The organism is Vogesella indigofera (assembly GCF_003633895.1).
GTDB lineage: Bacteria > Pseudomonadota > Gammaproteobacteria > Burkholderiales > Chromobacteriaceae > Vogesella > Vogesella indigofera.
On sequence record NZ_RBID01000018.1, the window covers coordinates 58,294 to 84,119 of the forward strand.

Annotated in this window: 25 protein-coding genes; 15 read left to right on the forward strand and 10 right to left on the reverse strand. The window is 64.9% G+C overall.

Annotated elements, in window-relative coordinates; all coding sequences use genetic code 11:
- The first annotated feature begins 93 nt into the window (after positions 1-93).
- Genes C8E02_RS14865 through C8E02_RS14880 form a run of 4 tightly spaced genes read left to right on the forward strand, consistent with a single transcriptional unit; the run spans position 94 to position 2,245 of the window.
- Positions 94-555 (forward strand): MarR family winged helix-turn-helix transcriptional regulator, encoded by a 462-nt coding sequence (locus C8E02_RS14865; RefSeq protein WP_238377256.1) that lies wholly within the window; start codon positions 94-96, stop codon positions 553-555.
- The gene (locus tag C8E02_RS14870) at positions 556-1,092 is read left to right on the forward strand and encodes a cytochrome b (protein ID WP_120812014.1); all 537 of its coding nucleotides are present in this window, start codon (positions 556-558) and stop codon (positions 1,090-1,092) included.
- A 20-nt stretch (positions 1,093-1,112) separates the two neighbouring features.
- The gene (locus C8E02_RS14875) at positions 1,113-1,655 is read left to right on the forward strand and encodes a YceI family protein (protein WP_047966149.1); all 543 of its coding nucleotides are present in this window, start codon (positions 1,113-1,115) and stop codon (positions 1,653-1,655) included.
- Positions 1,656-1,675: 20 nt separating this feature from the next.
- Entirely contained in the window at positions 1,676-2,245 is a 570-nt protein-coding gene (locus C8E02_RS14880; RefSeq protein WP_120812017.1) for a YceI family protein, read from the forward strand.
- A 69-nt stretch (positions 2,246-2,314) separates the two neighbouring features.
- Here the strand turns inward: C8E02_RS14880 and C8E02_RS14885 are convergent, their stop codons facing one another.
- The gene (locus tag C8E02_RS14885; protein ID WP_120812020.1) at positions 2,315-4,135 is read right to left on the reverse strand and encodes a sensor histidine kinase; all 1,821 of its coding nucleotides are present in this window, start codon (positions 4,133-4,135) and stop codon (positions 2,315-2,317) included.
- Positions 4,132-5,778, reverse strand: a complete 1,647-nt coding sequence (locus C8E02_RS14890) for an EAL domain-containing protein (RefSeq protein WP_120812022.1) — start codon at positions 5,776-5,778, stop codon at positions 4,132-4,134. The genes C8E02_RS14885 and C8E02_RS14890 overlap by 4 nt, the downstream gene beginning before the upstream one ends.
- A 300-nt stretch (positions 5,779-6,078) precedes the next feature.
- Here C8E02_RS14890 and queC point away from each other — a divergent pair, with 300 nt between their 5' ends.
- From queC to queE, 3 genes are read left to right on the forward strand one after another with little or no spacing between them, the layout of a single operon-like run.
- Positions 6,079-6,771, forward strand: coding sequence for a 7-cyano-7-deazaguanine synthase QueC (gene queC, locus C8E02_RS14895; RefSeq protein ID WP_120812025.1), 693 nt, complete (start codon positions 6,079-6,081; stop codon positions 6,769-6,771).
- A 2-nt stretch (positions 6,772-6,773) separates the two neighbouring features.
- Positions 6,774-7,784, forward strand: coding sequence for a 6-pyruvoyl trahydropterin synthase family protein (locus C8E02_RS14900; protein WP_120812028.1), 1,011 nt, complete (start codon positions 6,774-6,776; stop codon positions 7,782-7,784).
- Positions 7,785-7,794: 10 nt separating this feature from the next.
- The gene (gene queE / locus C8E02_RS14905) at positions 7,795-8,430 is read left to right on the forward strand and encodes a 7-carboxy-7-deazaguanine synthase (protein WP_120812031.1); all 636 of its coding nucleotides are present in this window, start codon (positions 7,795-7,797) and stop codon (positions 8,428-8,430) included.
- A gap of 75 nt (positions 8,431-8,505) precedes the next feature.
- Here queE and phhA read toward each other — a convergent pair whose 3' ends face one another.
- Complete coding sequence (phhA, locus tag C8E02_RS14910) at positions 8,506-9,396, reverse strand: phenylalanine 4-monooxygenase (protein ID WP_120812034.1); 891 nt, start codon at positions 9,394-9,396, stop codon at positions 8,506-8,508.
- Positions 9,397-9,531: 135 nt separating this feature from the next.
- Between phhA and C8E02_RS14915 the strand changes: the two genes are divergently transcribed.
- Positions 9,532-10,011 carry an Lrp/AsnC family transcriptional regulator gene (locus C8E02_RS14915; RefSeq protein ID WP_238377257.1) on the forward strand — a complete coding sequence of 160 codons (480 nt, stop codon included), beginning with the start codon at positions 9,532-9,534 and terminating at the stop codon, positions 10,009-10,011.
- 1 nt (position 10,012) lies between these two features.
- Here the strand turns inward: C8E02_RS14915 and C8E02_RS14920 are convergent, their stop codons facing one another.
- From C8E02_RS14920 to C8E02_RS14930, 3 genes are all read right to left on the reverse strand, one after another.
- On the reverse strand, positions 10,013-10,903 hold the full coding sequence (locus tag C8E02_RS14920; RefSeq protein WP_120812037.1) for a DMT family transporter: 891 nt from the start codon (positions 10,901-10,903) through the stop codon (positions 10,013-10,015).
- Positions 10,904-10,986: 83 nt separating this feature from the next.
- Positions 10,987-13,620, reverse strand: coding sequence for an aminopeptidase N (pepN, locus tag C8E02_RS14925; RefSeq protein WP_120812039.1), 2,634 nt, complete (start codon positions 13,618-13,620; stop codon positions 10,987-10,989).
- A 79-nt stretch (positions 13,621-13,699) separates the two neighbouring features.
- Positions 13,700-15,487, reverse strand: coding sequence for a M61 family metallopeptidase (locus C8E02_RS14930; protein ID WP_120812042.1), 1,788 nt, complete (start codon positions 15,485-15,487; stop codon positions 13,700-13,702).
- A 442-nt stretch (positions 15,488-15,929) separates the two neighbouring features.
- Here C8E02_RS14930 and ccoN point away from each other — a divergent pair, with 442 nt between their 5' ends.
- From ccoN to C8E02_RS14965, 7 genes are all read left to right on the forward strand, one after another.
- Positions 15,930-17,354, forward strand: coding sequence for a cytochrome-c oxidase, cbb3-type subunit I (gene ccoN, locus C8E02_RS14935; RefSeq protein WP_047966160.1), 1,425 nt, complete (start codon positions 15,930-15,932; stop codon positions 17,352-17,354).
- A gap of 18 nt (positions 17,355-17,372) precedes the next feature.
- Positions 17,373-17,987 carry a cytochrome-c oxidase, cbb3-type subunit II gene (ccoO, locus tag C8E02_RS14940; RefSeq protein ID WP_047966161.1) on the forward strand — a complete coding sequence of 205 codons (615 nt, stop codon included), beginning with the start codon at positions 17,373-17,375 and terminating at the stop codon, positions 17,985-17,987.
- Between the two features lie 3 nt (positions 17,988-17,990).
- Complete coding sequence (locus C8E02_RS14945) at positions 17,991-18,176, forward strand: cbb3-type cytochrome oxidase subunit 3 (protein WP_047966162.1); 186 nt, start codon at positions 17,991-17,993, stop codon at positions 18,174-18,176.
- On the forward strand, positions 18,173-19,087 hold the full coding sequence (ccoP, locus tag C8E02_RS14950) for a cytochrome-c oxidase, cbb3-type subunit III (protein ID WP_047966163.1): 915 nt from the start codon (positions 18,173-18,175) through the stop codon (positions 19,085-19,087). The genes C8E02_RS14945 and ccoP overlap by 4 nt, the downstream gene beginning before the upstream one ends.
- Before the next feature lie 151 nt (positions 19,088-19,238).
- Complete coding sequence (ccoG, locus tag C8E02_RS14955; RefSeq protein WP_120812045.1) at positions 19,239-20,663, forward strand: cytochrome c oxidase accessory protein CcoG; 1,425 nt, start codon at positions 19,239-19,241, stop codon at positions 20,661-20,663.
- Positions 20,664-20,665: 2 nt separating this feature from the next.
- On the forward strand, positions 20,666-21,187 hold the full coding sequence (locus C8E02_RS14960) for a FixH family protein (protein WP_047966165.1): 522 nt from the start codon (positions 20,666-20,668) through the stop codon (positions 21,185-21,187).
- The gene (locus C8E02_RS14965) at positions 21,184-21,600 is read left to right on the forward strand and encodes a YbaY family lipoprotein (protein WP_170152174.1); all 417 of its coding nucleotides are present in this window, start codon (positions 21,184-21,186) and stop codon (positions 21,598-21,600) included. Before C8E02_RS14960 ends, C8E02_RS14965 begins: the two co-directional genes overlap by 4 nt.
- 229 nt (positions 21,601-21,829) lie before the next feature.
- Here the strand turns inward: C8E02_RS14965 and C8E02_RS14970 are convergent, their stop codons facing one another.
- The 4 genes from C8E02_RS14970 to C8E02_RS14985 all read right to left on the reverse strand — a co-directional run bounded on the left by C8E02_RS14970 (position 21,830) and on the right by C8E02_RS14985 (position 25,806).
- The gene (locus tag C8E02_RS14970; RefSeq protein ID WP_120812050.1) at positions 21,830-22,933 is read right to left on the reverse strand and encodes an alpha-hydroxy acid oxidase; all 1,104 of its coding nucleotides are present in this window, start codon (positions 22,931-22,933) and stop codon (positions 21,830-21,832) included.
- Positions 22,934-23,046: 113 nt separating this feature from the next.
- A complete protein-coding gene (locus tag C8E02_RS14975) occupies positions 23,047-23,436 on the reverse strand; it encodes a hypothetical protein (protein ID WP_120812053.1) in 390 nt (129 codons plus the stop codon).
- 135 nt (positions 23,437-23,571) lie between these two features.
- Entirely contained in the window at positions 23,572-24,333 is a 762-nt protein-coding gene (locus C8E02_RS14980) for a hypothetical protein (RefSeq protein WP_120812056.1), read from the reverse strand.
- Positions 24,334-24,417: 84 nt separating this feature from the next.
- Positions 24,418-25,806, reverse strand: a complete 1,389-nt coding sequence (locus tag C8E02_RS14985; RefSeq protein WP_120812058.1) for a tryptophanase — start codon at positions 25,804-25,806, stop codon at positions 24,418-24,420.
- Positions 25,807-25,826: the final 20 nt, after the last annotated feature.

The following is a 25,826-nucleotide window of genomic DNA, read 5'->3' on the forward strand; positions in this document are numbered from 1 at the left end:
TTTCACTCATTCAGTTTTTCTGAATAGATACTCAGAAATGCTGTGTTTTATTTTGTACTAACTAAAACTATCCTGACGAGAACCAAATCCGCGATGAACACTCCTATGCAACAGCGCAGTGTGACCCGTTCGATGGCGCTGGTACGCGAGCTGGTACGCACCTACCAGGCGTTCGAGCAGCTGAGCAGCAGCCGCATCCGCAGCCACGGCCTGACACCGCCGCAATTCGACGTGATTGCGACGCTGGGCAACACCGCGGGCATGAGCTGCAAGGAACTCTCCAGCCGGACCCTGATCACCAAGGGCACGCTGACCGGCGTACTGGACCGGCTGCTGGACAAGGGGCTGATCAGCCGCCGTGTCGATGCCAACGACCGGCGCAGCCTGTTCGTGGCGCTGACCAGCGAGGGTGACAGCGTGTTCCGCGCCACCTTCCCGGATGTCACCGGCCACTGCGATGGCGCCTTTGCGGCACTGAGCGACGAAGAACTGAAGCAGATCACGGCCACGTTGGCCGGCCTGCGTTTGGCCATTACGGCAAAACTGGAGCCCTGAATGAAGATGAACCAACGTTACCACCCGAGCCAGATCATGCTGCACGCGGTGATCGGCCTGCTGATCGTGCTGACCTTTGCCTTCGGCAAGTACGTGGCCAGCCTGCCGCTGTCGCCGGCCAAGTTCCAGCTGATCAGCTACCACAAGTGGGGCGGCATGCTGGTGCTGCTGCTGGTCGTGCTGCGCATCGTGCTGCGCCTGCTCAAGGGCGCGCCGCCGCTGCCGGCCACCATGTCGCCGCTGGCCAGACTGGCCGCCCACGCCGGCCACCTGGCGCTGTACGTACTGATGCTGGCGGTGCCGATGTCCGGCTGGCTGATGAGCTCGGCCTACGGCATCCCGGTGGTGCTGTTCGGCGTGCTGCCGCTGCCGGACCTGATTGCGGCCAACCCTGCGCTGGGCGAACAGCTGGGCGAGGTGCACGAGCTACTCAACCAGCTGCTGCTGATCACCGTGATCCTCCACGTGCTGGCGGCACTGAAACACCACTTTATTGACCGCGACGGTCTGCTGCAGCGCATGAGCCTGCGTCGTTAACCCGAAGGACGAAAGCCCCGATGAAAGCCCTGTTGATCTCCGCCGGCCTGCTGCTGGCCAGCCCGGTGTTTGCCCAGAATGTCGACCTTGGCAAAAGCCAGCTCGTGTTCACCATGAAACAGATGGGGGTGCCGGTATCCGGCAGCTTCAAGAAATTCGCCGCCAAGGTCAGCTTTGACCCGGCCAAGGCCGACAAGGGCAGCGCCGACATCACCATCGACGTGAACAGCATCAGCCTGCCCACCGCCGACGCCAACGCCGAAGCCCGCAAGAAGGACTGGTTCAACACCGCCCAGTTCGCCCAGGCCCGTTTCGTGTCCAGCAGCATCAAGCCGCTGGGCGGCAACCGTTACCAGGTCAGCGGCAAGCTGACGCTGAAAGGCATCACCCGCGAGCTGAGCGCGCCGTTCACCGCCACCAGCCAGGGCAAGGCCGTCAGCATCGACGGTACCCTGCCGATTTCCCGGCTCGCCTTCAAAATCGGTGAAGGCAGCTGGAGCGACACCGGCACCGTTGCCGACAATGTCGACCTGCGTTTCCGTCTTGTAGTAGCCAACCCTTGATCCACCCCGGAGTGATAACCATGATCCGTACCACCCTGTTTGCGACCCTCATTGCGTCTGCCGGTCTGGCATTTGCGGCCCCGGCCAGCTACACCATCGACCCGAGCCACACCTACGCCGCCTACGAAGTCGGCCACCTCGGCCTGTCCAGCCAGAGCGGCGTGTTCACCAAGATCAGCGGCAACCTGAGCGTGGACGAAGCGGCCAAGAGCGGCAATGTCGACATCACCATCGACGCCGCCTCGCTGCAGACCTTCCTCGCCGATCGCGACAAGCACCTGAAGAGCGCCGATTTCTTCAATGTCGAGAAATTCCCGACGCTGACCTACAAGTCGGACAAGGTCGTGTTCAAGGGCAACAAGCCGGCGGCGGTAGAAGGCAAGCTGACCCTGCTGGGCGTGACCCGCCCGGTCACCCTGCAACTGGTCAACGTCAACAAGGCCAAGCACCCGATGACCGGCAAGGAAAGCTGGGGCGCCAACGCGGTAGCCACCATCAAGCGCAGCGAGTTCGGCATGAAGACCTTCATCCCGGCCGTCAGCGACGAAGTGAAACTGACCATCGCACTGGAAGCCAGCAAGGCCGAATAAGCCTGCCGGTGATGGAAAAGATGAAGCCGCCAGCTCGCTGGCGGCTTTTTTATTGCGGCCAAGCTTGCGCTAGTGGCGCTCGTCCAAAGCCGGCAACAGCGGCAGGCGCACGGTAAAGCGCGTGCCCTCGTCCTCGCTGCTGTCCACCGCGATGCTGCCGCCGTGACGCTGTACCAGCTCCCGCACCAGCGCCAGCCCCATGCCGCTACCGGGAATGCCCAGCGCGGTACTGGCGCGGAAAAAGCGGGTGAACAGCTTGTCCTGCTCATCCGCCGGGATGCCCACCCCCCAGTCCTGCACCGTGACGTGCACCTCGCGTCCGGCGACCGTGCAGCGCAGCGCCAGCCGCTGCCAGCGCGGCGAATACTTGATGGCGTTGGAGATCAGGTTGCCGAACACCACGCGCAGCAGCTCGGCGTCGCCATCGACGATCAGCACGTCATCGGCGGCAAACGACACCTCGATCTGGCAATCGGGATGGATGTCCTGGCTCTGCTCCACCAGCTCGGCCAGCAGTGGCACCAGCCGCACCGGCCCCTGCTGCACCACCAGCTGCCCTTCCTCCAGCCGCGTCAGCGTCAGCACGCTGTCGGCGAGGCTGACCATGTGCTTGACCATGTCGCGCAGGCGCTGGGCGCGGCTTTGCAGCTGCTCGCCGTGGAACTGCTCCGGCTGGCGCTGCAGGCGCTGCGCGATGCCGTCGATCACCGCCAGCGGGGTGCGGTACTCGTGCGACACCATGCTGACGAAGCGGCGCTGCATCTCGGCCAGCTCGCGCTCGTGCTGCAGCGTGGCTTCCAGCGCGTGCTCGCGCTGCAGAATGTGGCTGATGTCGAGGATGCTGGCCAGCACGCAGGGGATGCCGCGGTAGTCGATCAGGCAGCCGGTGAGGCTGGCGTCGAACGGACGCTGCTCGCGGTCGCGCAGCACCGCGTGAAAGTCGATCACCTGCCCTTCCTGCTGCAGGATTTCCAGGAAACGCTTGCGCTCCGCCGCGTGCTCGTACAGCGCGGCCGAGGTCGGCGTGAACTCGCTGCTGCTGCCCAGCCACATGCCGTAGCGCTCGATCGCCAGCCGGTTGGCGTAGCGGATGCGCTCCGACGCCAGCTCGGAAATCACCATCGGCAGCGGCAGCGCATCGAGAATGCCCTGCAGCTCCTCGCTGCGTTCGCGCTGCAGCTGCAGCAGCTTTTCGCGGTCGCTGACATCGTGCTGGCTGATCAGCATCGCGCTCTCGCCGGTGGCCGGATCGCGGATGCGGAACAGCTGCACCTGATGGCGCACCATGCTGCCATCGGCCAGCCGCACGTCCACCACCCGGCGCACGCCGCGGCTCTCCATCGCCGCCAGCCGCAGCTCGGCCAGCAGCTTGGGGTCCGGCAGCGAGGCCAGCAGCGCATCGCCCTCCGACGGCGGCAGCGCCAGCGCGGCGGCCGGGTTGCGCTGCAGCACCATGCCGTTGTCGTCGTACAGCGACACCATCTCGCGCACGTGGCGCAGCATCTCCACGCTGCGCACGGTATCGGCGTCGACCGACACCGGCACCGCCTCCACCTTCATCAGGTCGGGCCAGTCGTTATCGAAGCGGGCGCAGTGGCAGCGCACCTGCAACGGCAGGCCGTGCGGGTACAGCGTCCAGTTTTCCTCCACCGCGCGCTGCTCGGCAAAGGCGGCCTGGTACACGGCAAGGCGGGTGCGCAGCGCCTCGCTGCTGATGGAAAAGTCGCGCTCCTGCAGCGATGCCAGATCCGCCGCGTCCCACAGCTGCAGCGCCTGGCGGTTGGCCCACACGATGCTCTGCCGGCGCATGTCGAAAAACCAGACCGCCAGATGCAGGCGTTCCAGCAGCGGCATGGCCGCGGTCAGTGATGGCGGCAATTCGGTACTCATGGCGTCCCCAGTAACGACAGCAGTTCGGCCAGCGGCATCGGCCGGTAAAAGTGATAGCCCTGCGCAAAGCGGCAGCCCAGCTCCGCCAGCAGCGCCGCCTGCGCCGCGCTCTCCACCCCTTCGGCCACCACCACGCAGCCCATGGCGCGGCCGAGGCTGATCAGCCCTTCGATGATGCGCGCGTCGATGCTGCGGCGGCTGATGTCCATCACGAAGCTGCGGTCGATCTTGATCACTTCGGCGTGCAGCCGCTTCAGGTAGTCCAGCGACGCGTAGCCCATGCCGAAGTCGTCGACCGCCAGCTTCAGCCCCAGCGCGCGCAGCGCGGCAATGTCGGCCTCGATGGCGGCGGTGAGGTAGGTCATCGAGGTCTCGGTGACCTCGATTTCAAGGTTGGCCGCCAGTGCCAGCCGCCCCGCCTGCAGCTGGGCGTTGAGAAAGGCCGGCACCCCGCGACCGAGACTTTGCGCCGAGATGTTGAACGACAGGATAAAGCCCGGACGCAGACTGACCAGCTCGGTGATCGCCTCCAGCGTTTGCGCAATCACCCAGTGGTCGAGGTCGGTGGCCAGCCCGCTGCGCTCCGCCGCCGGCACGAAGGCCCCCGGCGACAGTGCACCGATATCGGCATGCGGCCAACGTACCAGCGCCTCGGCGCCGACGATGCGGCCGCTGAGCAGGTCGACGCGCGGCTGGAACAGCAGGGTCAGCTCGCCGGATTTCAGCGCCTGCCCCAGATAGCGCTCGGCGTGGCGCGCCGCCTGCAGCGCCTGGTAGTCGCCGCGGCCCAGCTCGATGAAGCGGCGCGGATTGCCGGCGCTCTCGAAATTGAGATGCAGCGCGCAGGATTCCACCAGCGTGGCGGCCTCGAAGTGGCGCAGCGCCGGCGCCTGCCAGTCCAGATGGATGCATAGCGCGCTGCAGGTATAGGCGACGCTGACACCGCCGACCTCGAGCATCATCCTTTGCGCCAGCACCGCCGCCGCCTGCGCCGCGGCATCCTCCGCCAGCAGCAGCGCCCAGCAGCCATCGGACCAGGTAAACACCTGCCCGCTGCCGGCCAGCGGCGCGAGACAGGCCAGCATATTGTGTTGCAGCAGCGGCTGTTCGGCGGGCGCCAGGCGCATGGTCAGCGCCAGATAGGTATCGACCTTGACCAGCAGCAGCGTCTGCGACGCCTGCGCCGTGCGTGCCGCGGCCACCTGCGCCAGCAGCAGCGCCCGTCCCGGCACCGCCGGTGGAGGCGGCAGGCTGTCGCCACGGCGGCGGCGCTTGACCTTGGCGGCGATGGCGGCCAGCAGCAGGTCGAAGTCGACCGGCTTGACCAGATAGTCGTCGACCTCCAGCAGGCGACCGCGCACCTGGCTGTGGCTGTCTGCCAGCGCGGTGAGCAGGATGAACGGCAGCTGCGCCAGCTCGCCACCCTGCGCCGCCATCGTTTCCACCAGCTCGAAGCCGTCCATGCCCGGCATCGACACGTCGCTCAGCACCAGATCCGGCAGCTGCTGCGCCATCAGCGCCAGCGCGGCGTGGCCGTCCACCGCCTCCAGCACGCGGTAGCCGGCGCTGAGCAGCTCCTCGCTGATCAGCTGCCGCAGGTTGGTATCGTCCTCGACACACAGAATGGTGTACACATCCGACATAGGCACTCGTCTTTTCCTTGCTGGAGCCGGCCGCGAGGCCAGCGGCCATGCATCCTGCTAATAATTCATCATATGCAACAAGCCGGCCGCGCGCCGGCTTTCTCACCGTACCACAGCCCCGTCACCCGCATGCAGCGCACTGGCCGCGCCAGTGCCCGCCGCAGCGCGGCGATGCGGTGTCGCCGCAAAATGCTGCGCAAAAACGGCTTATAGTGGGTTAAAATGGCGGGTTAACCATGCCGGGAGAGACCGATCCCGTGTGTGCCATCCTACTCACCTCGACTGTTTCTCGACGGAATCATGAACAAGACATCCAAAGCCCTGGTCGTCCTTTCGGGCGGCCAGGACTCCACTACCTGCCTGTTTTGGGCGCTGCGCGAATTCGGCGCGGCCAACGTTGAGGCCGTGACCTTCGACTACGGCCAGCGCCACCGCATCGAGCTGGACGCCGCGCGCAAGGTGGCCGAGCTGGCCGGCGTGCGCCAGACGCTGCTGCCGATCGACACCTTTGCCGCCATCGGCGGCAACGCGCTGACCGACGACAGCATCGCGCCGGAACAAGGCGCGCGCGACGACGGCGACAGCACCATCCCCAACACCTTCGTGCCCGGCCGCAACCTGATCTTCCTCAGCTTTGCCGCCGCCTTTGCCTATGGCCGCGGCATCGAGCACGTGGTCACCGGCGTGGCGCAGACCGACTACTCCGGCTACCCGGACTGCCGCGAGAACACGCTGAAGGCACTGGAACTGGCGCTGCGCCTGGGCATGGACAGCCGCGTCACCCTGCACACGCCGCTGATGTTCATGAGCAAGGCAGAAACGGTGCAGCTGGCGCAAGAGGTCGGCGCCATGGACGCGATGGCGTGGAGCCACACCTGCTACAACGGCGCCGTGCCGCCCTGCGGCCACTGCGCCGCCTGCGAGCTGCGCGCCAAGGGCTTTGCCGAGGCTGGCGTCGCCGATCCGCTCGTCGTGCGCTGCGGGGGACACTGAACATGAACAGCAGCCATATCCTGGCCGGTGCCAGCTTCGAAGCGGCACGCAACCTCGCCGGCATCGGCGAGCACGGCCACAGCTTCCGTGTGCTGGCGCGCGCCGATGCCCATCCCGGTAGCGAGGCAGTACTGCATGCCGATCTGGCCGCCGCGGTGGCGCCCTTCCATTACGCCCACGTTAACGCCACGCTGGCCGACGGCAGCGACTTGTCGATCGCACGTTATCTCGCGTCGCAGTGTGGCCAAGCGGTCAGCCTGCAGCTGGCCAGCGCCGCCGATCGCGGCGTGCTGCTGGCGGAAGACGGCAGCGAGTACGTCTATGTCGATACCCGCTTCGAGGCCGCGCACCAGCTGCCGCACGTGGCGCCCGGCCACAAGTGCGGCCGCCTGCACGGCCACGGTTTCGGCGTGCGCATCGTCGCCGATGCCAGCCGCAGCAGCCTCAACGACATCCTGCTCAAGGCGTGGCCACCGCTGTTCGCGCGGCTGAACCACAAATACCTGAACGACATCGCCGGCCTCGACAACCCTACCAGCGAAGTGATGGCGGCGTGGCTGTATCGCGAGCTTGCGGCCAACCTTGCCGGCCTCGCGTGGGTGGAAGTGCGCGAGACGCACACCGCCGGCAGCCAGTTCGACGGCCAGACCTACCGCATCTGGAAGGAACAGCACTTCGAGAGCGCGGTGCCGTTCGACGCCGCCGGCAACTACACCGGCCACAGCTACCTGATCCGCCTGATGCTGCAGGGCAGCGTCGACCGGGTGATGGGCTGGGTGCTGGATTTCGGCGACGTCAAGGACCGCTTCAAGCCGGTCTACCGCCAGCTGGACCACAACCCGCTGGACAAGCTGCCCGGCATCCGTGCCGCCGACGCCGCCAGCGTGGCGGAGTGGGTGCACGGCGAGCTGAAGCCGCTGGTGCCGGAGCTGGCCCGCATCGACCTGATGGAAACCCCGCAACGCGGCGTGTCGCTGACCTTCCGCGGCGACATGCAGTGGCCGCTGCTGTAAGGAGGCGACAATGACCATCTATACCGTCAAGGAAATCTTCTACACGCTGCAGGGCGAAGGCCGCCAGGCCGGCCGCGCCGCGGTGTTCTGCCGCTTCTCCGGCTGCAACCTGTGGTCCGGCCGCGAGGAAGACCGCAGCAAGGCGATCTGCCAGTTCTGTGATACCGACTTTGTCGGCACCGGTGACGACGGCGGCAAGTTTGCCGGCGCCGCCGCGCTGGCCGCGCGCATCGCCGCCGAATGGCGCGGTACCGGCGGCCAGCCCTATGTGGTGTTCACCGGCGGCGAGCCGCTGCTGCAGCTGGATGACGCGCTGGTCGACGCCATGCACGCGCAGGGCTTCGAAGTCGCCGTGGAAACCAACGGCAGCCTGCCGGCACCGGCCGGCATCGACTGGATCTGCGTCAGCCCCAAGGCCGGCGCCGACTGGGTGCAGAAAAGCGGCCACGAGCTGAAACTGGTGTTCCCGCAGCCGACGCTGCTGCCGTCGGAACTGCCGGACGACCTGCAGTTCGAGCACTACTACCTGCAGCCGATGGACAGCCCGCTGCAGCGGCAGAATACGCAGGAAGCCATCGCCTGGTGCATGGCGCACCCGGAATGGCGGCTGTCGGTGCAGACGCACAAGGTAATCAACATCCGCTGAGCGCGGTGCGCCAGCAACAAAAAGCCACGACCTCGGTCGTGGCTTTTTTGTGCACTACGTTGCGGCCAACCTTGCTCAGATATCGTCGGTCTCGGCCCAGCCGGCGCGCGAGCCGCGGTGGAACACGCGGTCCTGCGGCAGCACGTCGCCGGCAGCGTGCGCCGCCACGCCCTGCAGCTGCCGGTAGTAGGCGGTGAAATCGGGCGCGGTGGCGTCGAACAGCTGCTGGAAGCTGTCGATGACGAAGTAGGTCTTCTGGAAGGTGTCGATGCGGTAGCGCGTGTTCATGATGCGCAGCAGGTCGAAGCCGATGCGGTTCGGGCTGTCGCTGTCCAGGCTGTACACCGATTCCGACTTGCTGGACACGATGCCGGCACCGTAGATGCGCAGCCCCTGCGGCGTGTCGATCAGGCCGAACTCCACCGTGTACCAGTACAGCCGCGCCAAGAGCGGCAGCGCGCCGAGGTCTTTCGCCTTCATGCCGCCGAGGCCGTAGGCCTGCAGGTAGTCGGCAAATACCGGGTTCATCAGCAGCGGCACGTGGCCGAACAGGTCGTGGAACACGTCCGGCTCCTGCAGGTAGTCCAGCTGCTGCGGTTCACGCAGCCACCAGGTCACCGGGAAGCGGCGGTTGGCCAGATGCTCGAAGAACACCTCGTCGGGAATCAGCCCCGGCACTGCCACGATCTGCCAGCCGGTGGCGGCCGCCAGTTTCAGGTTCAGGCGCGCGAAGTCCGGCACCCGGTCGGCATCGATGGCCAGCGCTTCCAGCCCAGCGAGGAATTCGTCGCAGACACGACCGGGCAGCATCTCGCACTGGCGGCGGTACAGCGTGGCCCAGGTCTGGTGATCTTCGGCGCTGTAGCGCTCCAGCGGTTGCGGCAGGGTGAAGTCGGCGGCGTGGTCGAGGCCGACATTCTTGCGGACGGTGATGTCCGGCACGGTAAACGAGGTTGTCTCCATCATCGATCTTCTTGTGTAGGCGGCAGCAAGGCCAGAGCCAGCAGTGTAGGCGCGCTACGCTGCGGCTTGGCCGCAACATTTGCCATCGGCACGGTTTATTTGCATACTTCCCGCACCAAAAACCGGAATATGCACAAAATGCGCAATATCGACTTCGACCGTTTCGATTACCAGATTCTGGAGGCGCTGCAGAAAGACGCGCGCGCCACCCACCAGAAGCTGGCGCAGGACATCGCGCTGTCGCCGTCGCAGATCGGCCGCCGCATCCAGCGGCTGGAAGAGTGCGGCGTTATCCAGGGCTACCATCTGGCGCTGCGTCCCGACCTGCTCGACCTGTCGGTAACGGCCTTCGCTAATGTCAGTCTAGAACGTCACGGCGAGGCGTCCATCCGCGAATTCGCCGCCGCCATCACCGATCTGCCGGAAGTGCTGGAATGCTACGCGGTGGCCGGCGAGGCCGACTACTGGCTGCGCATCGTGGTGCCGGACCTGCCGTCGCTGTCGCGTTTCGTGATGAACAAGCTGATGACGCTGCCGCTGGTGCGCAGCGTGAAATCGACGGTGGCGCTGGAGCCGATCAAGCACACCACGCGCCTGCCGCTGCCGGAGCGGCGTTAGGCTAGCGCCGCCACTCGCGCCGTAGCGCGTACAGCGAGATCAGGATCAGCGCGGCGGCGATCAGCAGCATGCCGAGCGCTTCGGCGTGACTGGGCACCTCGGCCAGCAGCAGCCACGCCATCAGCACCGCCACCGCCGGTATCGCCAGGATGCTCATGCCGGCCATGCCAGCCGACAGCCTTGAGAGCAGCAGCATCCACACCAGCCAGCCCAGGCCGCCGGCCAGCACGCCGGAGAACAGCAGCACGCCCAGCAGCGGCCAGCCCCACTGGATATCCTTGCCGGGGAACAGCGGCAACAGCAGCGCCAGCACCAGCGCGCCCCACACCATCTGCCAGAAAGTCAGCGCCAGGGTATCGACCTGGTGCTGCGCGCGCAGCTTCTTGGCGATGATCGCCGAGCTGGCCCACACCAGGCCGCCGGTGATCGCCAGCGCGTCCGACAGCCAGTTGCCGCCGAGATCCCACGGCTCGAGGATCGCCAGCAGCCCGACCAGCGCCAGCGCGACGCCCAGCCACTGCAGCGGCGCCAGCTTTTCGTGCAGGAACAGCCGCGCCAGCAGCAGCGTCCAGAACGGCATGGTGTAGCACAGCACCGACACCTTGCCGGCGCCGCCGGCCACCAGCGCCAGATTGGTGAACACCACGAAGCCGGCGGTCTGCGTCAGCCCCAGCCAGAAGGTTGGCCGCAACGGCGTCGGCGTGAAGCGGCGGCCCGTGGCGCGCATGATCAGCGCCAACGTGGCGATGGCGAGCACGGTACGGCCGAGGCCGAGCTGGAAGGCGCTGGCGTAGGCCAGCCCGAGCTTGGTGACCACCCAGTTGGCGCCCCAGGCGAACCACAGCGCCAGCAGCATCAACACACTGGTAGTACGGTCAGAAACAGCAGACATGATGGATAAGGTTGGCCGCAAGGAAACAGGAAACAAAAACGGGCCGGAAGCATCCGGCCCGCGTCAGTACAGCATGGTACGCTTTATGCCGAAAGGTTTTTCGACACAATCTCGAACACATCGTTCGACAGCCCCGGTTTGGCCAGGATCTGCTGCAGGGCGGCGGTCATCTGCTGCTGGCGTTGCGGCTCCAGCTTGCGGCGACGGTTGAATGCCGCCACCAGCCGGCTGGCCACCTGCGGGTTGATGTCGTCCAGCAGCATGATCTGCTCGGCCAGGAAGCGGTAGCCGGAGCCGTCGGCAGCATGGAAATGCAGCATGTTGCGGCCGAAGCTGCCCAGCAGCGCACGCGCCTTGTTCGGGTTCTTGAGGGTGAATGCCGGGTGCGTCATCGCGTTCCGGACGTGGTCCAGCGTGCACGGCAGCTGGCTGCTGGCCAGCAGGCTGAAGTACTTGTCCATCACCAGCGCGTTGCCCTGCCAGCGCTCGGCAAAGGCAAGATAGCAGTCGGTGCGGACATCGCCGTCGCGGTCGCGCAGCGCCAGCAGCGCGCCCATCTGGTCGGTCATGTTGTCGGCGTTCATGCACTGCTGCTCGGCCGCTTCCTCCGGCCAGGCGTCGCTGAGCCGCGTCAGCATCGCCAGCGCCAGGTTCTTCAGCGCACGGCGGCCGGCATCGTCCGGCTGGTAGTCGGCACACTGGTTGATGTCGAAGGCCTCGTGCCATTCGCCGCGCAGTGCCTGCGCCAGCGCCGCCAGCACGAATTCGCGCACCGCGTGGATGCGCGCCGGATCGGCGGCGTCGACCATTTCCAGGATCTCGGCTTCCGACGGCAGCGTCAGCATCAGCGCCTTGAACGCGGCATCGGCCTCGTGGTCGCGCAACACCGCGCGCAACGCCTCGACAAAGCCCTCGGCCAGTTGCAGCGGGCGGCCGGCGGCGTGATCGGCGATCAGCTGCTTGAACAGGCGCTCGGCGTAGGCCTGGCCGGCCTCCCAGCGCGCGAATGGGTCGCTGTCGTTGGCCATCAGGAAGGCCAGTTCGTCGTCGCGCCAGTCGAACACCAGCTTCACCGGCGCCGAGAAACCGCGCAGCAGCGACGGTACCGGCTGCTGGCTGACGTTGACGAAGGTGAAGCTTTGCTCGGCGGCACGCACGTCCAGCACGCGGGTGGTGGCGCCGGCCTCGGCCTCGCCCTCCAGTTGCAGCGGCAGGTCCTGGCCGTCGCGGCCAACCAGGCCCAGCGCCAGCGGAATGTGGAACGGCTGCTTGTCGCCCTGCCCCGGCGTCGCCGGGCAGTGCTGCACCAGATGCAGGGTGTAGCTGAGCGCGACCGGATCGTAGTCGCCGCGCACCGTCAGCTGCGGGGTACCGGCCTGGCTGTACCACAGCGCGAACTGCGTGAGGTCTACCCCGTTGGCGTCGGCCATCGCGGCGCGGAAGTCGTCGCAGGTCACCGCCTGGCCGTCGTGGCGCTTGAAGTACAGCTGCATGCCCTTCTGGAAGCCGGCTTCGCCGAGCAGGGTATGGTACATACGCACCACTTCGGCGCCCTTTTCGTACACCGTCATGGTGTAGAAGTTGTTCATCTCGATGTAGCTGTCCGGGCGGATCGGGTGCGCGGTCGGGCCGGCGTCTTCCGGGAACTGCAGCTGGCGCAGGTTTTTCACGTCCTGGATGCGCTGCACCGCACGGCTGTGCAGGTCGGAACTGAACTCCTGGTCGCGGAACACGGTCAGGCCTTCCTTCAGCGACAGCTGGAACCAGTCGCGGCAGGTGACGCGGTTGCCGGTCCAGTTGTGGAAGTACTCGTGGCCGATGATGGCTTCCACGCGCTCGAAGTCGGCGTCGGTAGCGGTATCCTGCCGCGCCAGCACCGCCGAGGTATTGAAGATGTTGAGGCCCTTGTTCTCCATCGCACCCATGTTGAAGTCGCCGACGGCGACGATCATGTAGATGTCGAGGTCGTACTCCAGGCCGAAGCGCTGCTCATCCCACTGCATCGAGCGCTTCACCGCGCCCATCGCGAATGCCACCTTGTCCTGGTCGGCCGGCACGGTCCAGATTTCCAGCGCCACGCGGCGGCCGCTGGCGGTGATGTAGCTGTCCTTCAGCGCCGACAGCCGGCCGGCCACCAGTGCGAACAGGTAGGACGGCTTGCGGTACGGGTCGACCCACTTCACCCAGTGCCGCTTCTTGTCGGCCATGCCCTCGCCGACCTTGTTGCCGTTGGACAGCAGTACCGGGTACTTCTGCTTGTCGGCGATGATGGTGGTGGTGAACTTGGCCATCACGTCCGGACGGTCGGGATAGAAGGTGATCTTGCGGAAGCCTTCCGGCTCGCACTGGGTATACAGGTTGCTGCCGCCGGAGGCGTACAGCCCCATCAGGCTGCTGTTGGCCACCGGGTCGATCTCGGTTTCCACATCCAGAATGAAGCTGTCCGGCACGTTGGCGATGCTCAGGCCATCATCGCGCAGGCTGTAGGCGTCGGCGGCCAGCACTTCACCGTCCAGCTGCAGCGACAGCAGCGTGGCCGAGCCGTCCAGCTGCAGCACGTTGGCCGCGGTGGCCGCCGGATTGCGGTGCATGATCAGGCGCGAACGCACGTGCACCAGATTGTCGTCGAGGATGTCGAAGGTCAGGTCGACCTTGTCCACCAGATAGGACGGCACTTGATAGTCTTGCCGGTACTTGATTTGGGCTTGTTGGCTCATGCCATGTTTCCTGTGTAGGGTACGGGGCGGGTCAGCGCACTGCCCGCCCTCCTTGTTGTCTACGCGAAAGCGTCCCCGGTTAATGCGTCGGCCAGCCGGCGCCCTTGTCCTCCAGGCGCAGGCGGCAGGTATCGGCGGCGGTGGCGGCCAGCGTTACCTTGTAAGTGTTCAGTTCGTCGCGGCGGAAGGCGTGGATCTTCACCGTGTCGCCGATGCGGCAGCGGCTGATCGCCTTGTCCAGGTCGCTGACCTTCAGCCCGTTGACGGCGATGACCACGTCGCCGCCGGCCAGCCCGGCCGCCTGCGCCGCGCCGCCGTCCAGCACGCTGACGAGGCGCACGCCGAGGGCATCGGGCGCGCTCTTCACGCCCAGGGTTGGCCGCAATGGCGCGGCACGGAATTCGTCGACCACGCTGCCGCTGTCGGCCGGGCCGTCGGCCGGTACCATCTGCATCTGAACCCCCTGCGTGGCGAGGAGTTCCTCCAGCGGCAAATCGGAGGTGGAACGGATCGCCATGTCGAAGAACTTGCCGAGCTTGAGGCCGGTCACCTCTTCGGCCACGCGCTCCCACTCGTCTTCCGCCAGGCCCTGGCCATCGGTCAGCCACTTCTGCCACAGCGCCAGCATCACCGTGTCCAGGCTCCTGGCGCCGCCGGTTTCGCGGCGGATGTGCAGGTCCAGCGCCAGCGCCGCCAGCGCACCCTTGGTGTAGTAGCTGACGATGCTGTTGGGGCTGTTCTCGTCCTGGCGGTAGTACTTGGTCCACGCGTCGAAACTGGAGTCGGCCAGGGTCTGCCTGGTGCGGCCGTTGCCGCGCGCGACGCCGCTGATGGTCTTGGCCAGCAGGCCAAGATAGCGCTTCTCATCGATCAGGCCGCAGCGCAGCAGCGCGAGATCGTCGTAGTAGGAGGTGATGCCCTCGAACGCCCACAGCAGCGTGGTGTGGCCTTCGCGGTTCAAGTCGTAGGGGGTGAACACCGCTGGCTTCATCCGCTTCACGTTCCAGCTGTGGAAGTACTCGTGGCTGATCAGGCCCAGCAGCTTGAGGTAGCCGTCGCCGATCTCGCCGTCAGCCAATCCCGGCGCCGGCAGGTCGTCGCGACTGGCCACCAGCGCGGTGGAGGCGCGATGCTCCAGCCCGCCGTAGATGTCGCCGCCGACAAACAGCATGAACACGTAGCGCTCGAACGGCGCCGGCTCGCCAAAGAAGTGGATCTGCCACTCGCAGATGCGCTTGGTGTCTGCGGCCAACCTTTTCAGGTCGGACTGATAGTGGCCGGAGACGATGAACTCGTGCGGCACGCCGCAGGCCTTGAAGCGGATGCGCTCGAACTCGCCCAGTTCCACCGGATGGTCGATCAGTTCGTCGTAGCTGGCCGCCTGGTAGCGGCCGAAACCGGATTTCCTGACGTCGAGCGCCGGCAGGCTGGTCGCCACCTGCCACTTGGCCAGCGCCTTGTCCGGCGGCGGCAGCAGTTCCACTTCGCACGGCGCGTGCTCGAAGCCGTCGGCCTGCAGGAACACGCTGGTACCGTTGTAGAAGCCGCGCTGCTGGTCCAGGTAGGCGCCGCGCACGGACAGGTCGAAGGCATACACGGTGTAGTGCAGCGTCAGTGCGCCCGTCACCGGCGCCGCCTGCCAGCTCTGCTTGTCCAGTTTCTGCAGCGCCACCGCCTTGCCGCCGCTCTCGGCGCGGATGGCCACGATGTGGCGGGCGAACTCGCGAATCATGTAGCTGCCGGGAATCCACGCCGGCAGCCGCAGCACTTGTCCTGTGGCGGCGGGCTGGCGAATGGTCAGCGAGACTTCAAACAGGTGCGCCTGCGGATCAAGCGGGCAGAGGCGATAGCGGACGGCAAAGCTCATGACACAACCCCGGACTGGAAGGGAAAGTGGGGGATTCTAGCACCATGTCCTGTCTGGCGCAGGCAGGGTGGCCGCTTGATCTTCATCAAAATGGGCAAAGGCAATGACAATATAATCGCAGTGGGCAAAAAGGGCTTTTCAGCCTGACACGCCGCGACAGACAGCGCAAAAAGCCGGGTTCACCGGCGCTGTCGTCTGGCCGCTGACACCCGATTTGATTTAGAATGCCTGATTGAATAAATGGGGATTCGGGGCGCTTTCACACCGACTGGAATAACACCGATACCGTGCACCACCAATGTGGTCACCCGGTCTTATGCCATCCACGGCCCTATGCCATCCCCGCGACTTGCCCGACTTCATTTTCATATGGGGTTACGCACCGGGGTTTCAAGTCGCTACGGTTTTACGTTCTAGTTCGCAACCTTGGAGAAAACCCTAAATGGAAACGCAATCCACTTATAACTATAAGGTGGTGCGCCAGTTCTCGATAATGACCGTAGTCTGGGGCATTGTCGGCATGCTGGTTGGCGTCATTATTGCGGCCCAGCTGGTGTGGCCGGAGCTCAATTTCGGGCCCTGGTTCCACTACGGCCGTCTGCGCCCGCTGCACACCAACGCCGTGATCTTCGCATTCGGCGGCTGCGCGCTGTTCGCCACGTCCTACTACGTGGTACAGCGCACCTGTAACGTCCGTCTGCTATCGGACAAACTGGCTGCCTTCACCTTCTGGGGCTGGCAGGCCGTCATCGTGCTGGCCGCCATCACCCTGCCGCTGGGCCTGACCGCCGGCAAGGAATACGCCGAGCTGGAGTGGCCGATCGACCTGCTGATCACCGTGGTATGGGTCACCTACGCCATCGTGTTCTTCGGCACCATCGCCGTGCGCAAGGTCAAGCACATCTACGTGGCCAACTGGTTCTACGGTGCCTTCATCCTGGCCGTGGCGCTGCTGCACGTGGTGAACAGCCTGGCGATCCCGGTATCGATGTGGAAGTCCTACTCCGTTTACGCCGGCGCAGTCGATGCCATGGTGCAATGGTGGTACGGCCACAATGCGGTGGGCTTCTTCCTGACCGCAGCCTTCCTCGGCATGATGTACTACTTCGTACCGAAACAGGCCGGCCGTCCGGTGTACTCCTACCGTCTGTCGGTAGTGCACTTCTGGGCACTGATCTTCACCTACATGTGGGCCGGTCCTCACCACCTGCACTACACCGCCCTGCCTGACTGGACCCAGTCGCTGGGTATGGCGTTCTCGCTGATCCTGTTCGCGCCAAGCTGGGGCGGCATGATCAACGGCATCATGACCCTGTCCGGCGCGTGGCACAAACTGCGTACCGACCCGGTACTGAAGTTCCTGGTGGTGTCGCTGTCGTTCTACGGCATGTCCACCTTCGAAGGCCCGATGATGTCGATCAAGACCGTCAACGCGCTGTCGCACTACACCGACTGGACCGTTGGCCACGTGCACTCCGGTGCCCTGGGCTGGGTTGCCTTCATCTCCATCGGCTCGCTGTACTACCTGCTGCCACGCCTGTTCGGCCGTGACGGCATGCACAGCACCAAGCTGATCGAAGCCCACTTCTGGCTGGCCACCGTCGGCGTGGTGCTGTACATCGCCGCACTGTGGATCTCCGGTGTGATGCAAGGCCTGATGTGGCGTGCGCTGAACGCGGACGGCACCCTGACCTACGCCTTCGTGGAAGCGGTAAAAGCAACCTATCCGTACCACTTCGTCCGTCTGCTGGGTGGCCTGCTGTTCCTGTCCGGCATGCTGATCATGGCGTACAACACCTTCCGTACCGTTGCCGCTGGTCGTCCGGTTGATGCCAAGATCCCGGCCGTTGTCGCTCACGCGCACTAAGGGACAGAAAGAACCATCATGGAAAAAATCCAGAAACTGATTGAAGAAAACGTCGCCTACCTGATCGTGCTGACCCTGCTGGTGATCAGCATCGCCGCACTGGTCGAGATCGTGCCGCTGATGTTCCAGAAGTCGACCACCCAGCCGATCGCCGGTGTCAAGCCGTACAACGCGCTGCAGCTGACCGGCCGTGACCTGTACATCCGCGAAGGCTGCTACGGCTGCCACTCGCAGATGGTGCGTCCGTTCCGTGCCGAAACCGAACGCTACGGCCACTACTCGGTCGCCGGCGAATCGGTGTACGACCATCCGTTCCAGTGGGGCTCCAAGCGTACCGGTCCGGATCTGGCTCGCGTCGGTGGCCGCTACTCCGACGAATGGCATCGTGTGCATCTGGTCAACCCGCGTGACGTGGTACCGGAATCCAACATGCCGGCATTCCCGTGGCTGGCGCGCAACCTGGCCGATGCCGAGGGTGTCGCCGCCAAGATGACCGCGCTGCGCAAGGTGGGTGTACCGTACAGCGACAAGGAAATTGCCGAAGCCCAGGCCATGGTCGAAGGCAAGTCCGAAATGGACGCGATCATCGCCTACATGCAAGGCCTTGGTCTTGCGCTGAAGAACGCGCGCTAAGTCATGGACTTGACCAATCTGGCCCGCATCCTGTTCACGGTATTCTGTTTTGTGACGTTTATCGTGATCCTGATCGGTGCCTTCGGTAAAAAATCGCAGAGGCGTTATGACGATGCGGCCAACCTTGTCTTCAATGGCGACGAGGAAGAGCAGCATGGGATTGACGCCGCTAACGGAGCGAAGAAATGAGTGATTTCGTGAGTGATTTCTGGAGTATCTACATCACGGTGATCGTGATCGTAGGTATCGTCGGTTTGACGTACTTGCTGTTCAGCCAGTCGAAGACCACGGTACAAAAAGGGGAAGAAGTAAAAACCATGGGGCACGTCTGGGATGACGACCTCGAGGAATACAACAACCCGCTGCCGCGCTGGTGGATGCTGATGTTCTACATCACCCTGATCTTCGGCGCCGTCTACCTGGTGCTGTACCCGGGTCTGGGTACCTGGAAAGGCATCCGTGGCTGGACTTCCGTTGGCCAGTACAAGGAAGAGAAAGCCCAGGCGGAAGCCAAGTACCAGCCGCTGTACGACAAGTTCATGAAAATGGACGTGAAAACCGTGGCGGCCGATCCGGAAGCGCAGGCCATGGGCAAGCGCCTGTTCCAGACCTACTGCGTCCAGTGCCACGGCTCTGACGCACGCGGCGCCAAGGGCTTCCCGAACCTGACCGACAACGACTGGCTGTACGGCGGCACCCCGGAAATCATCAAGACCACGCTGGATGGTGGCCGTCACGGCCAGATGCCGGCCTTCGGCGCCGCCTTCGGCGAAGAAAAGGTCAAGGATGTAGCCAACTACGCGATGTCGCTGTCCGGCAAGAAGCATGACGCCGAACGCGCCAGCCGCGGCAAGGAAACCTTTACCGCGGTGTGCGCAGCCTGCCACGGCGCAGACGGCAAGGGTAACCAGGCACTGGGTGCACCGAACCTGACCGACAACATCTGGCTGTATGGTGGTACCGAGAAGACCATCATCGAAACCGTGACCAACGGTCGCAACAACCAGATGCCGGCCTGGAAAGACTTCCTCGGCGACGGCAAGGTTCACCTGCTGACCTCTTATGTCTGGGGCCTCTCCAACAAGGCCAAAGCAGAGTAATTGATGCTGCTCAATACTGCCCGCGCAAGCGGGCAGTATCTTTTGCGGCATACAATATATCTATTGGTAAAATAAATCACCATTCAGAACAGTTCGCACAGTACATAATGAATTGTGTATTTCGCGAAATTTTCTAGCCAGGAACCGCAGCATGAGCCAAAAGCTGAAAGACATCCCGGTCAGGGTCGAGCCGGCCAAACCGGAAATGCAGACCGTGTCGCTGTACGAGGCACAGAAAAAGATCCATCCGCGCAGCGTCAGCGGCCTGTTCAACAACTGGCGTATCCTGTTCGTGGTCGCCACCCAGCTGTTCTACTTCGGCCTGCCGTGGCTGCAATGGAACGGGCGCCAGGCGGTACTGTTTGACCTGGTCAACCGCAAGTTCTACCTGTTCGGCCTCACCATCTGGCCGCAGGACTTCGTCTACCTCGCCGCCCTGCTGATGTGCTGCGCCTTTGCGCTGTTCGCCTGGACCACCATCGCCGGCCGGCTATGGTGCGGCTACTCCTGTCCACAAACCGTCTACACCGAGATCATGATCTGGATCGAGCAGCTGGTGGAGGGCGACCGCAACAAGCGCCTCAAGCTCGACAAGGAGGCGATGGGGCTGCGCAAGCTGCGCCTGCGCGCCACCAGCCAGGGCCTGATGATCGTGTTCTCGCTGCTGACCGGTTTTACCCTGGTCGGCTACTTCACGCCGATGCTGGATCTGGTCGCCGCGCTGCCGAGCTTTAACTACGGCTCGTGGGAAATCTTCTGGATGTTCTTCTACGCCGGTTTCACCTATCTGCTGGCCGGCCACATGCGCGAGCAGGTGTGCAAGTACATGTGCCCGTATGCCCGCTTCCAGAGCGCGATGTTCGACGAAGACACGCTGATCATCTCCTATGACGAAAAGCGCGGCGAACCGCGCGGCGCGCGCAAGAAGGGCCAGGACAATACCAATCTCGGCGACTGCATCAACTGCGGCATCTGCGTGCAGGTGTGCCCGGTCGGCATCGACATCCGTAACGGCCTGCAGTACGAGTGCATCGGCTGCGCCGCCTGTATCGACGCCTGCGACGAGGTGATGGTCAAGGTCGGCAGCCCGAAAGGCCTGATCCGCTACACCACCGAGGCGGCACTGGAAGGCAAGTATCCGGAAAGCGAATTCTGGTCGCGTCTGAAGCGACCACGCGTGGTGCTGTACCTGCTGCTGCTGGTCATCATTTTCGGTGCCGCGGTCACGTCCTTGGTGATGCGCAAACCGTTCAAGGTCGACATCCTGAAGGACCGCGCCTCGCTGGTGCGCGAGACCGACGACGGCTGGCTGGAGAACAACTACAGCGTGCGCATCATCAACGTGTCGGAAACGGAACAACACTTCCGCATCACGGTCGAAGGCCTGCCGGACCTGAAACTGGTGGTCGACCGCAAGGACATCGTGGTCAAGGCCACCGAGAACGAACAGATCGACGTGCGGGTGCAGGCTGATCCACAATACGCGACCAAGGGCAGCCACAAGATCTACTTCCGGGTCGAGTCGCTACCGGATGGCACCGCCATCGAGGAAAAATCGAGCTTTATCGGAGAATGACGATGCAGAAACAAACAGGGGCGGCACGCCCCTGGTACAAGGAGCGCTGGTTCTGGCTGCTGATGTCGGGGCCCCTGCTGGTGGTGATTGCCGGCTTTGTCACCTTTGGCATCATCGTGCGTGGCGCCGACGACATGGTCAACGACGACTACTACAAGCAGGGCAAGGACATCAACCTGGAGCTGAAGCGCGACCTGGCCGCCCAGTCGCTGGGCATCAACGCCCAGGTGATGTTCAGTGACGACATGCGCAGCGTGCGCGTGGTCGACACCAGCGCCAAGCCGCTGACCGGCACGCCGGAACTGTTGCTGCTCCACCCGACCCGGCAGCAGGGCGACCAGCGCATCGCACTGCAACGCGTCGGCGACAAGCTGTATCAGGGCGTACTGAAACCGGACCAGGTCAGCCACTGGTATGTGCGGCTGCAGGACAAACAGGGCAGCTGGCGGGTACAGAGTGAATGGTTACCGGCGGAAGGCGCGATGGTCACCCTCGGCAAGGCCAGCACGGAGCCAACCCCATGATGCACACCCCGCTTCCCCGCCGCCAATTGTTGCTGGTGCTGTCGGCCGGCCTGCTGGCCGCCTGCGCCACCCCGCTGCGGCCAACCCTGGCCTATCTGAATGGCACGGTGTCGTACCGCGAGAAAATACTGTGGCCGCAGGACAAGACCCTGCTACGCGTGCGCCTGCTGGCACTGGGCGATAGCGCAGATGCCGCGGCGGTGATCGCCGAACAATCGCTAGAAAAGATCAGCTTTCCGGCCACCTTCGCGCTGTGCTACGACCCGCAGGCCATCGACGCCGGCCAGCGCTACGCGGTGGATGTGCGCCTGTTCGTTGACGGCGAGCTGCGCATGCACAGCGCCCGCCCCTATCCGGTGCTGGATGGCGGCACGGCGGCGCCGGACATCACTCTGCAGATGATCTCCGCCTAAGAGCCTGTTTACGATCTGTTGCGGCGGATCTCAACGGGACGATACGGCGTTGAAAACGGCTTCGGCATGCTGGTTTATATCCAGATAAACGCCGCGTCCTCAGCCGTTTTCGCCTTGTCTCGCATGAGCTCGCGAGATCGTGAACACGCTCTAAGCAAAACGGCCCGCGATTGCGGGCCGCTTTGCTTTAACGCTACGGATTATTGCGGCCAACGTTGGCCGCAACGCGTCACTCAGGCCACAGCACCTCCGGTGAGATGTCGGCCAGCGTGCGGCAACCGGTCAGCGCCATCGCCACCTCCAGCTCCTCCTGCAGCGTGCGCAGCAGGTGCGCCACCCCCAGTGCACCGGCGGTCGCCAGTGCGTGAATATAGGGACGGCCGATCAGCACCGCCGAGGCCCCCAGCGCCAGCGCCTTCAGGATGTCGCTGCCACGGCGGATGCCACCATCCAGCAGCAAGGGCAGCGCACCGTCCACCGCCTCGGCGATGCGCGGTAGCGCGTCGAGACTGGCCGGCACCGAATCCAGCACCCGCCCGCCATGGTTGGACACGATCAGGCCGTCCACGTCCTGCTGCATGGCCCGCCGCGCATCGCGTGGCGCCAGCACCCCCTTCAGCAGCAGCGGCAAGCGCGTCTGTTGCCGCAGCCAGTCGATATCCGCCCAGCTCGGCGCCACCGCCATCAGCCCGTCAAACACCATGCTCTGCCCCGCCGCCAACGCAGGCTGATACGGCGCCATGCCCGCCAGATTGGCGGCCTGTACCCGCGGCGGCAGCTGGAAACCGGCACGCGCCTCGGCATTGCGCACCCCGGCCAGCGGCGCATCCACCGTCAGCACCAGCGCACGGTAACCGGCGGCCTCGGCGCGTTGCACCAGTTCCGCCACCACCGCGCGGTCGTGCTGCCAGTACAGCTGGAACCACAATGCGCCCTGCGCCGCGGCGGCGACCTCCTCCAGCGGCGTGCTGGCCAGGGTGCTGACCAGCATGCTGCTGCCCATCGCGGTGGCGGCATAGGCGGCCGCCCGCTCGCCGTCGGCATGCACCAGTTTCTGGTACGCCACCGGCGCCAGCAGCAGCGGATGGCTGAGCGACAGCCCGAACAGCTCGCTACGGCAATGGCCGCCGCGGACATCGGCCAGCACCTGCGTCTGCAACTGCCGGCGCGCGAAGGCGGCAAGGTTGGCCGCATGGCTCAGCTCGTCCGCGGCGGCGCTGTCGACATAGGCACGGGCATTGGCGCTCATGTGGCGCGCGGCGTAGCGCTGGTAGTCGGCCGCGGACACCAGATCGGCGGGGATGTGATCGAGAGGGGGCAACTGGGCGGTCATGGCGCGGCGCGGGGAAAGTGAAAACCGCACCATAGCCAAATCGAGAATTACTATCAACTACAAGATGCGCGCAAGCAGACACCGCCGCTGGCCAGCAACGCCGTCAGGCCCGGCTAGTTGCCGGCATTGCGGAACACGTTGAGGGCAAACAGCAGCACCGCGATGCCGAGCGCGATGGACGCCACGCCGGCAACCGGCTCCATGGCACGGTAGCCGCGATGGATGGCCGCCACCGCCAGCATTAACAGCGGCAGGCCGAGGTTGTACAACCAGAACTGGATGCGCGCCAATGGCGACGCCCCCATGGCCGGAAACTTGCGGAACAGGATGCCGAACAGCGCCATCGACACCCAGCCCAGCAGGTTGAGGTGGGCGTGCACCGGATACAGCGAGCGGTCACCGGAGGCGCCCATGTAGATGCCAAGCCAGACGCCGACCACGAAATACACGGCGGCCAGCCGCAACCAGACGGTGCCGTGCGGATTGTTCAGCTTGATTTCCATGCTGGTAGCTCCCGGAAAAGCTGCTCTGGCCCACCACTGTCGGCCGCGACAGGCAGTCAGCCGGAGCAACACTCTTGCCTAACCATAGAACAGTCCAGAGCAACATCAAACCCGGCCCGCATCGGCAACAGCACGTCATGACGCGCCGGCACAGTCCAGCAGCCGGTCGATCGCCATGCCCGGCGCAATGCAGCCAAAGCGGCCCGGTGCCTCGATCAGCAACAGGCCGTGCCTGGCCGGCCGCGGAAACCAGCGCTCACCGCTGCTGACGCGGATATCGCGCACGCCGAATTGCGCCAGCATGGCCAGCGAATAAGTCCACGACGGGTAGCGCGCCAGGGCGGCGCGATACGGCGCCTGATAGGCATAGGAGGTGATGCGCTGGTCCACGCCGATGTCGCGGAAAAAACGCGTTTCGCGCTGCAGGCCGTCGCGCAGATAGCGTTCCAGCCGCGCCTGCGCCGTGGCCGGGCTAGCCGGTGCAAGCTGCGCCTGCAGCTGCGCGCGGCGGTCGGCCGTGTCCGTCATGCCGCCATGAAAGGCGACGATGGCGTAATCGCCCAGCTCGCGACTTTTCGCGGCGGTGAACACGTAATTGGCACAGGCGGAATTGCAGTACGACGGCACATGCAGGTGCAGCGGCTGGCGATGCAGCCATGTGCCCAACTCCAGACCGTGTGCGAAATGACCGCCGGCACTGCTGATGACCAGCGTCGCCGGCTTCACCGTCGCCGCGTCATAGAGGGCGAACAGGCGGCGATTGGCGGCGGCGGTGAGCTCGCCGTCGTAGATCAGCGCGCGGCCGGAATAGGACAGCGTCACGGTGGTGACGGCCTCGGTCGGAACCGACCAAGACAGGCTGCTGGCAAGCAGGGCAACGACCAGGGGCGCTTTCATCGCGCTATCGTCGCCCGATAAGCAAAAACGGACAAGCCGTGCGTCATGACGAACGCCGGGCTTGTCCGTTTGGGGGCGAGCGCGTTAAACCGGCTTCAGGCGCGCGGTGAAGTGACGCAGGATCGGCGGCTCGTAATCGAAGGTCAGGCCACGAATGCCGGCGGCACGCGACTGGATGTCGATCAGGCAGTCGGCGATGTAGTCCATGTGGTCATTGGTGTACACCCGGCGCGGGATGGTCAGCCGCAACAGCTCGAACGGCGACGTTTCCTGCTCGCCGGTGGCCGGATTGCGCCCCAGCAGCAGCGAGCCGATCTCCACGCCGCGGATGCCGCCCTCCAGATACAGCTCGCAGGCCAGCGCGTGCGCCGGGAACTGCTCGGCCGGGATGTGCGGCAACAGCTTTTTGGCATCGACGAACACCGCGTGGCCACCGGTCGGCGTCTGGATCGGGATGCCGCCGGCCGCCAGCCGTTCGCCCAGATACGCCACCTGACCGATGCGGTAGGCAAGATAGTCTTCGTCCATGCCCTCCCGCAGGCCGATTGCCATCGCCGCCATGTCGCGGCCGGCGAGGCCGCCGTAGGTGATGAAGCCTTCCATCGCCACGCAGCGCACCTGCACCGTGCGGAACAGCTCGACGTCGTCCTTGAAGCAGCACAGGCCGCCGATGTTGACCAGCGCGTCCTTCTTCGACGACATGGTGAACATGTCGCCGTGGCTGAACATTTCACGCACGATGGCCGGTACCGGCACGCCGGCGTAGTCCGGATCGCGCTGCTGGATGAACCAGGCGTTCTCGGCGAAGCGCGCGGCGTCGATGATCACCGGGATGCCGTGCTGGCGTGCCAGCGCCGCCGCCTCGCGGATGCTGGCCATGCTCACCGGCTGGCCACCGGCACTGTTGCAGGTGACGGTGACGATCAGGCCGGCGACGTTGGCCGCACCGACTTCTTCTATTGTTGCGGCCAACCTTGGCAGGTCGAAGTCGCCCTTCCAGTCGTAGGGCGTGGTGGTGTCCAGCGCCTTGGGCGTCAGCACGTTGATGGCGCGGGCACCGGCGATCTCGACGTGGGCCTTGGTGGTGTCAAAGTGATAGTTGGACAGGAATACCGGCTGCGTACCCTGACAGCGCTTGACCAGCTCCGGGAACAGGATCTGCTCGGCACCGCGACCCTGGTGGGTCGGCAACGTGTGCTGGTAGCCGAACACCTCTTTTACGGTATCGGCCAGCTGGTAGTAGTTGCGGCTGCCGGCGTAGGCCTCGTCGCCGGTCATGATGCCGGCCCACTGCCGGTCGGACATCGCGCCGGTGCCGCTGTCGGTGAGCAGGTCGATATAGACATCCTCGCCACGCAACAGGAACGGGTTCCAGCCGGCCTCGGCCAGTGCCTGGCGGCGGAATTCCGGGGTGGTCTGCTTGATCGGCTCTACCATCTTGATGCGGAATGGTTCGGGAATGCGTCGTGCCATGATGATGCTCCTTGCCTTGC

Coding starts and splice junctions, on each gene's coding strand:
- C8E02_RS14865 (WP_238377256.1), top strand. CDS start 94: ATGAACACTCCTATGCAACAGCGCAGTGTGACCCGTTCGATGGCGCTG.
- C8E02_RS14870 (WP_120812014.1), top strand. CDS start 556: ATGAAGATGAACCAACGTTACCACCCGAGCCAGATCATGCTGCACGCG.
- C8E02_RS14875 (WP_047966149.1), top strand. CDS start 1,113: ATGAAAGCCCTGTTGATCTCCGCCGGCCTGCTGCTGGCCAGCCCGGTG.
- C8E02_RS14880 (WP_120812017.1), top strand. CDS start 1,676: ATGATCCGTACCACCCTGTTTGCGACCCTCATTGCGTCTGCCGGTCTG.
- C8E02_RS14885 (WP_120812020.1), bottom strand. CDS start 4,135: ATGAGTACCGAATTGCCGCCATCACTGACCGCGGCCATGCCGCTGCTG.
- C8E02_RS14890 (WP_120812022.1), bottom strand. CDS start 5,778: ATGTCGGATGTGTACACCATTCTGTGTGTCGAGGACGATACCAACCTG.
- queC (WP_120812025.1), top strand. CDS start 6,079: ATGAACAAGACATCCAAAGCCCTGGTCGTCCTTTCGGGCGGCCAGGAC.
- C8E02_RS14900 (WP_120812028.1), top strand. CDS start 6,774: ATGAACAGCAGCCATATCCTGGCCGGTGCCAGCTTCGAAGCGGCACGC.
- queE (WP_120812031.1), top strand. CDS start 7,795: ATGACCATCTATACCGTCAAGGAAATCTTCTACACGCTGCAGGGCGAA.
- phhA (WP_120812034.1), bottom strand. CDS start 9,396: ATGATGGAGACAACCTCGTTTACCGTGCCGGACATCACCGTCCGCAAG.
- C8E02_RS14915 (WP_238377257.1), top strand. CDS start 9,532: ATGCGCAATATCGACTTCGACCGTTTCGATTACCAGATTCTGGAGGCG.
- C8E02_RS14920 (WP_120812037.1), bottom strand. CDS start 10,903: ATGTCTGCTGTTTCTGACCGTACTACCAGTGTGTTGATGCTGCTGGCG.
- pepN (WP_120812039.1), bottom strand. CDS start 13,620: ATGAGCCAACAAGCCCAAATCAAGTACCGGCAAGACTATCAAGTGCCG.
- C8E02_RS14930 (WP_120812042.1), bottom strand. CDS start 15,487: ATGAGCTTTGCCGTCCGCTATCGCCTCTGCCCGCTTGATCCGCAGGCG.
- ccoN (WP_047966160.1), top strand. CDS start 15,930: ATGGAAACGCAATCCACTTATAACTATAAGGTGGTGCGCCAGTTCTCG.
- ccoO (WP_047966161.1), top strand. CDS start 17,373: ATGGAAAAAATCCAGAAACTGATTGAAGAAAACGTCGCCTACCTGATC.
- C8E02_RS14945 (WP_047966162.1), top strand. CDS start 17,991: ATGGACTTGACCAATCTGGCCCGCATCCTGTTCACGGTATTCTGTTTT.
- ccoP (WP_047966163.1), top strand. CDS start 18,173: ATGAGTGATTTCGTGAGTGATTTCTGGAGTATCTACATCACGGTGATC.
- ccoG (WP_120812045.1), top strand. CDS start 19,239: ATGAGCCAAAAGCTGAAAGACATCCCGGTCAGGGTCGAGCCGGCCAAA.
- C8E02_RS14960 (WP_047966165.1), top strand. CDS start 20,666: ATGCAGAAACAAACAGGGGCGGCACGCCCCTGGTACAAGGAGCGCTGG.
- C8E02_RS14965 (WP_170152174.1), top strand. CDS start 21,184: ATGATGCACACCCCGCTTCCCCGCCGCCAATTGTTGCTGGTGCTGTCG.
- C8E02_RS14970 (WP_120812050.1), bottom strand. CDS start 22,933: ATGACCGCCCAGTTGCCCCCTCTCGATCACATCCCCGCCGATCTGGTG.
- C8E02_RS14975 (WP_120812053.1), bottom strand. CDS start 23,436: ATGGAAATCAAGCTGAACAATCCGCACGGCACCGTCTGGTTGCGGCTG.
- C8E02_RS14980 (WP_120812056.1), bottom strand. CDS start 24,333: ATGAAAGCGCCCCTGGTCGTTGCCCTGCTTGCCAGCAGCCTGTCTTGG.
- C8E02_RS14985 (WP_120812058.1), bottom strand. CDS start 25,806: ATGGCACGACGCATTCCCGAACCATTCCGCATCAAGATGGTAGAGCCG.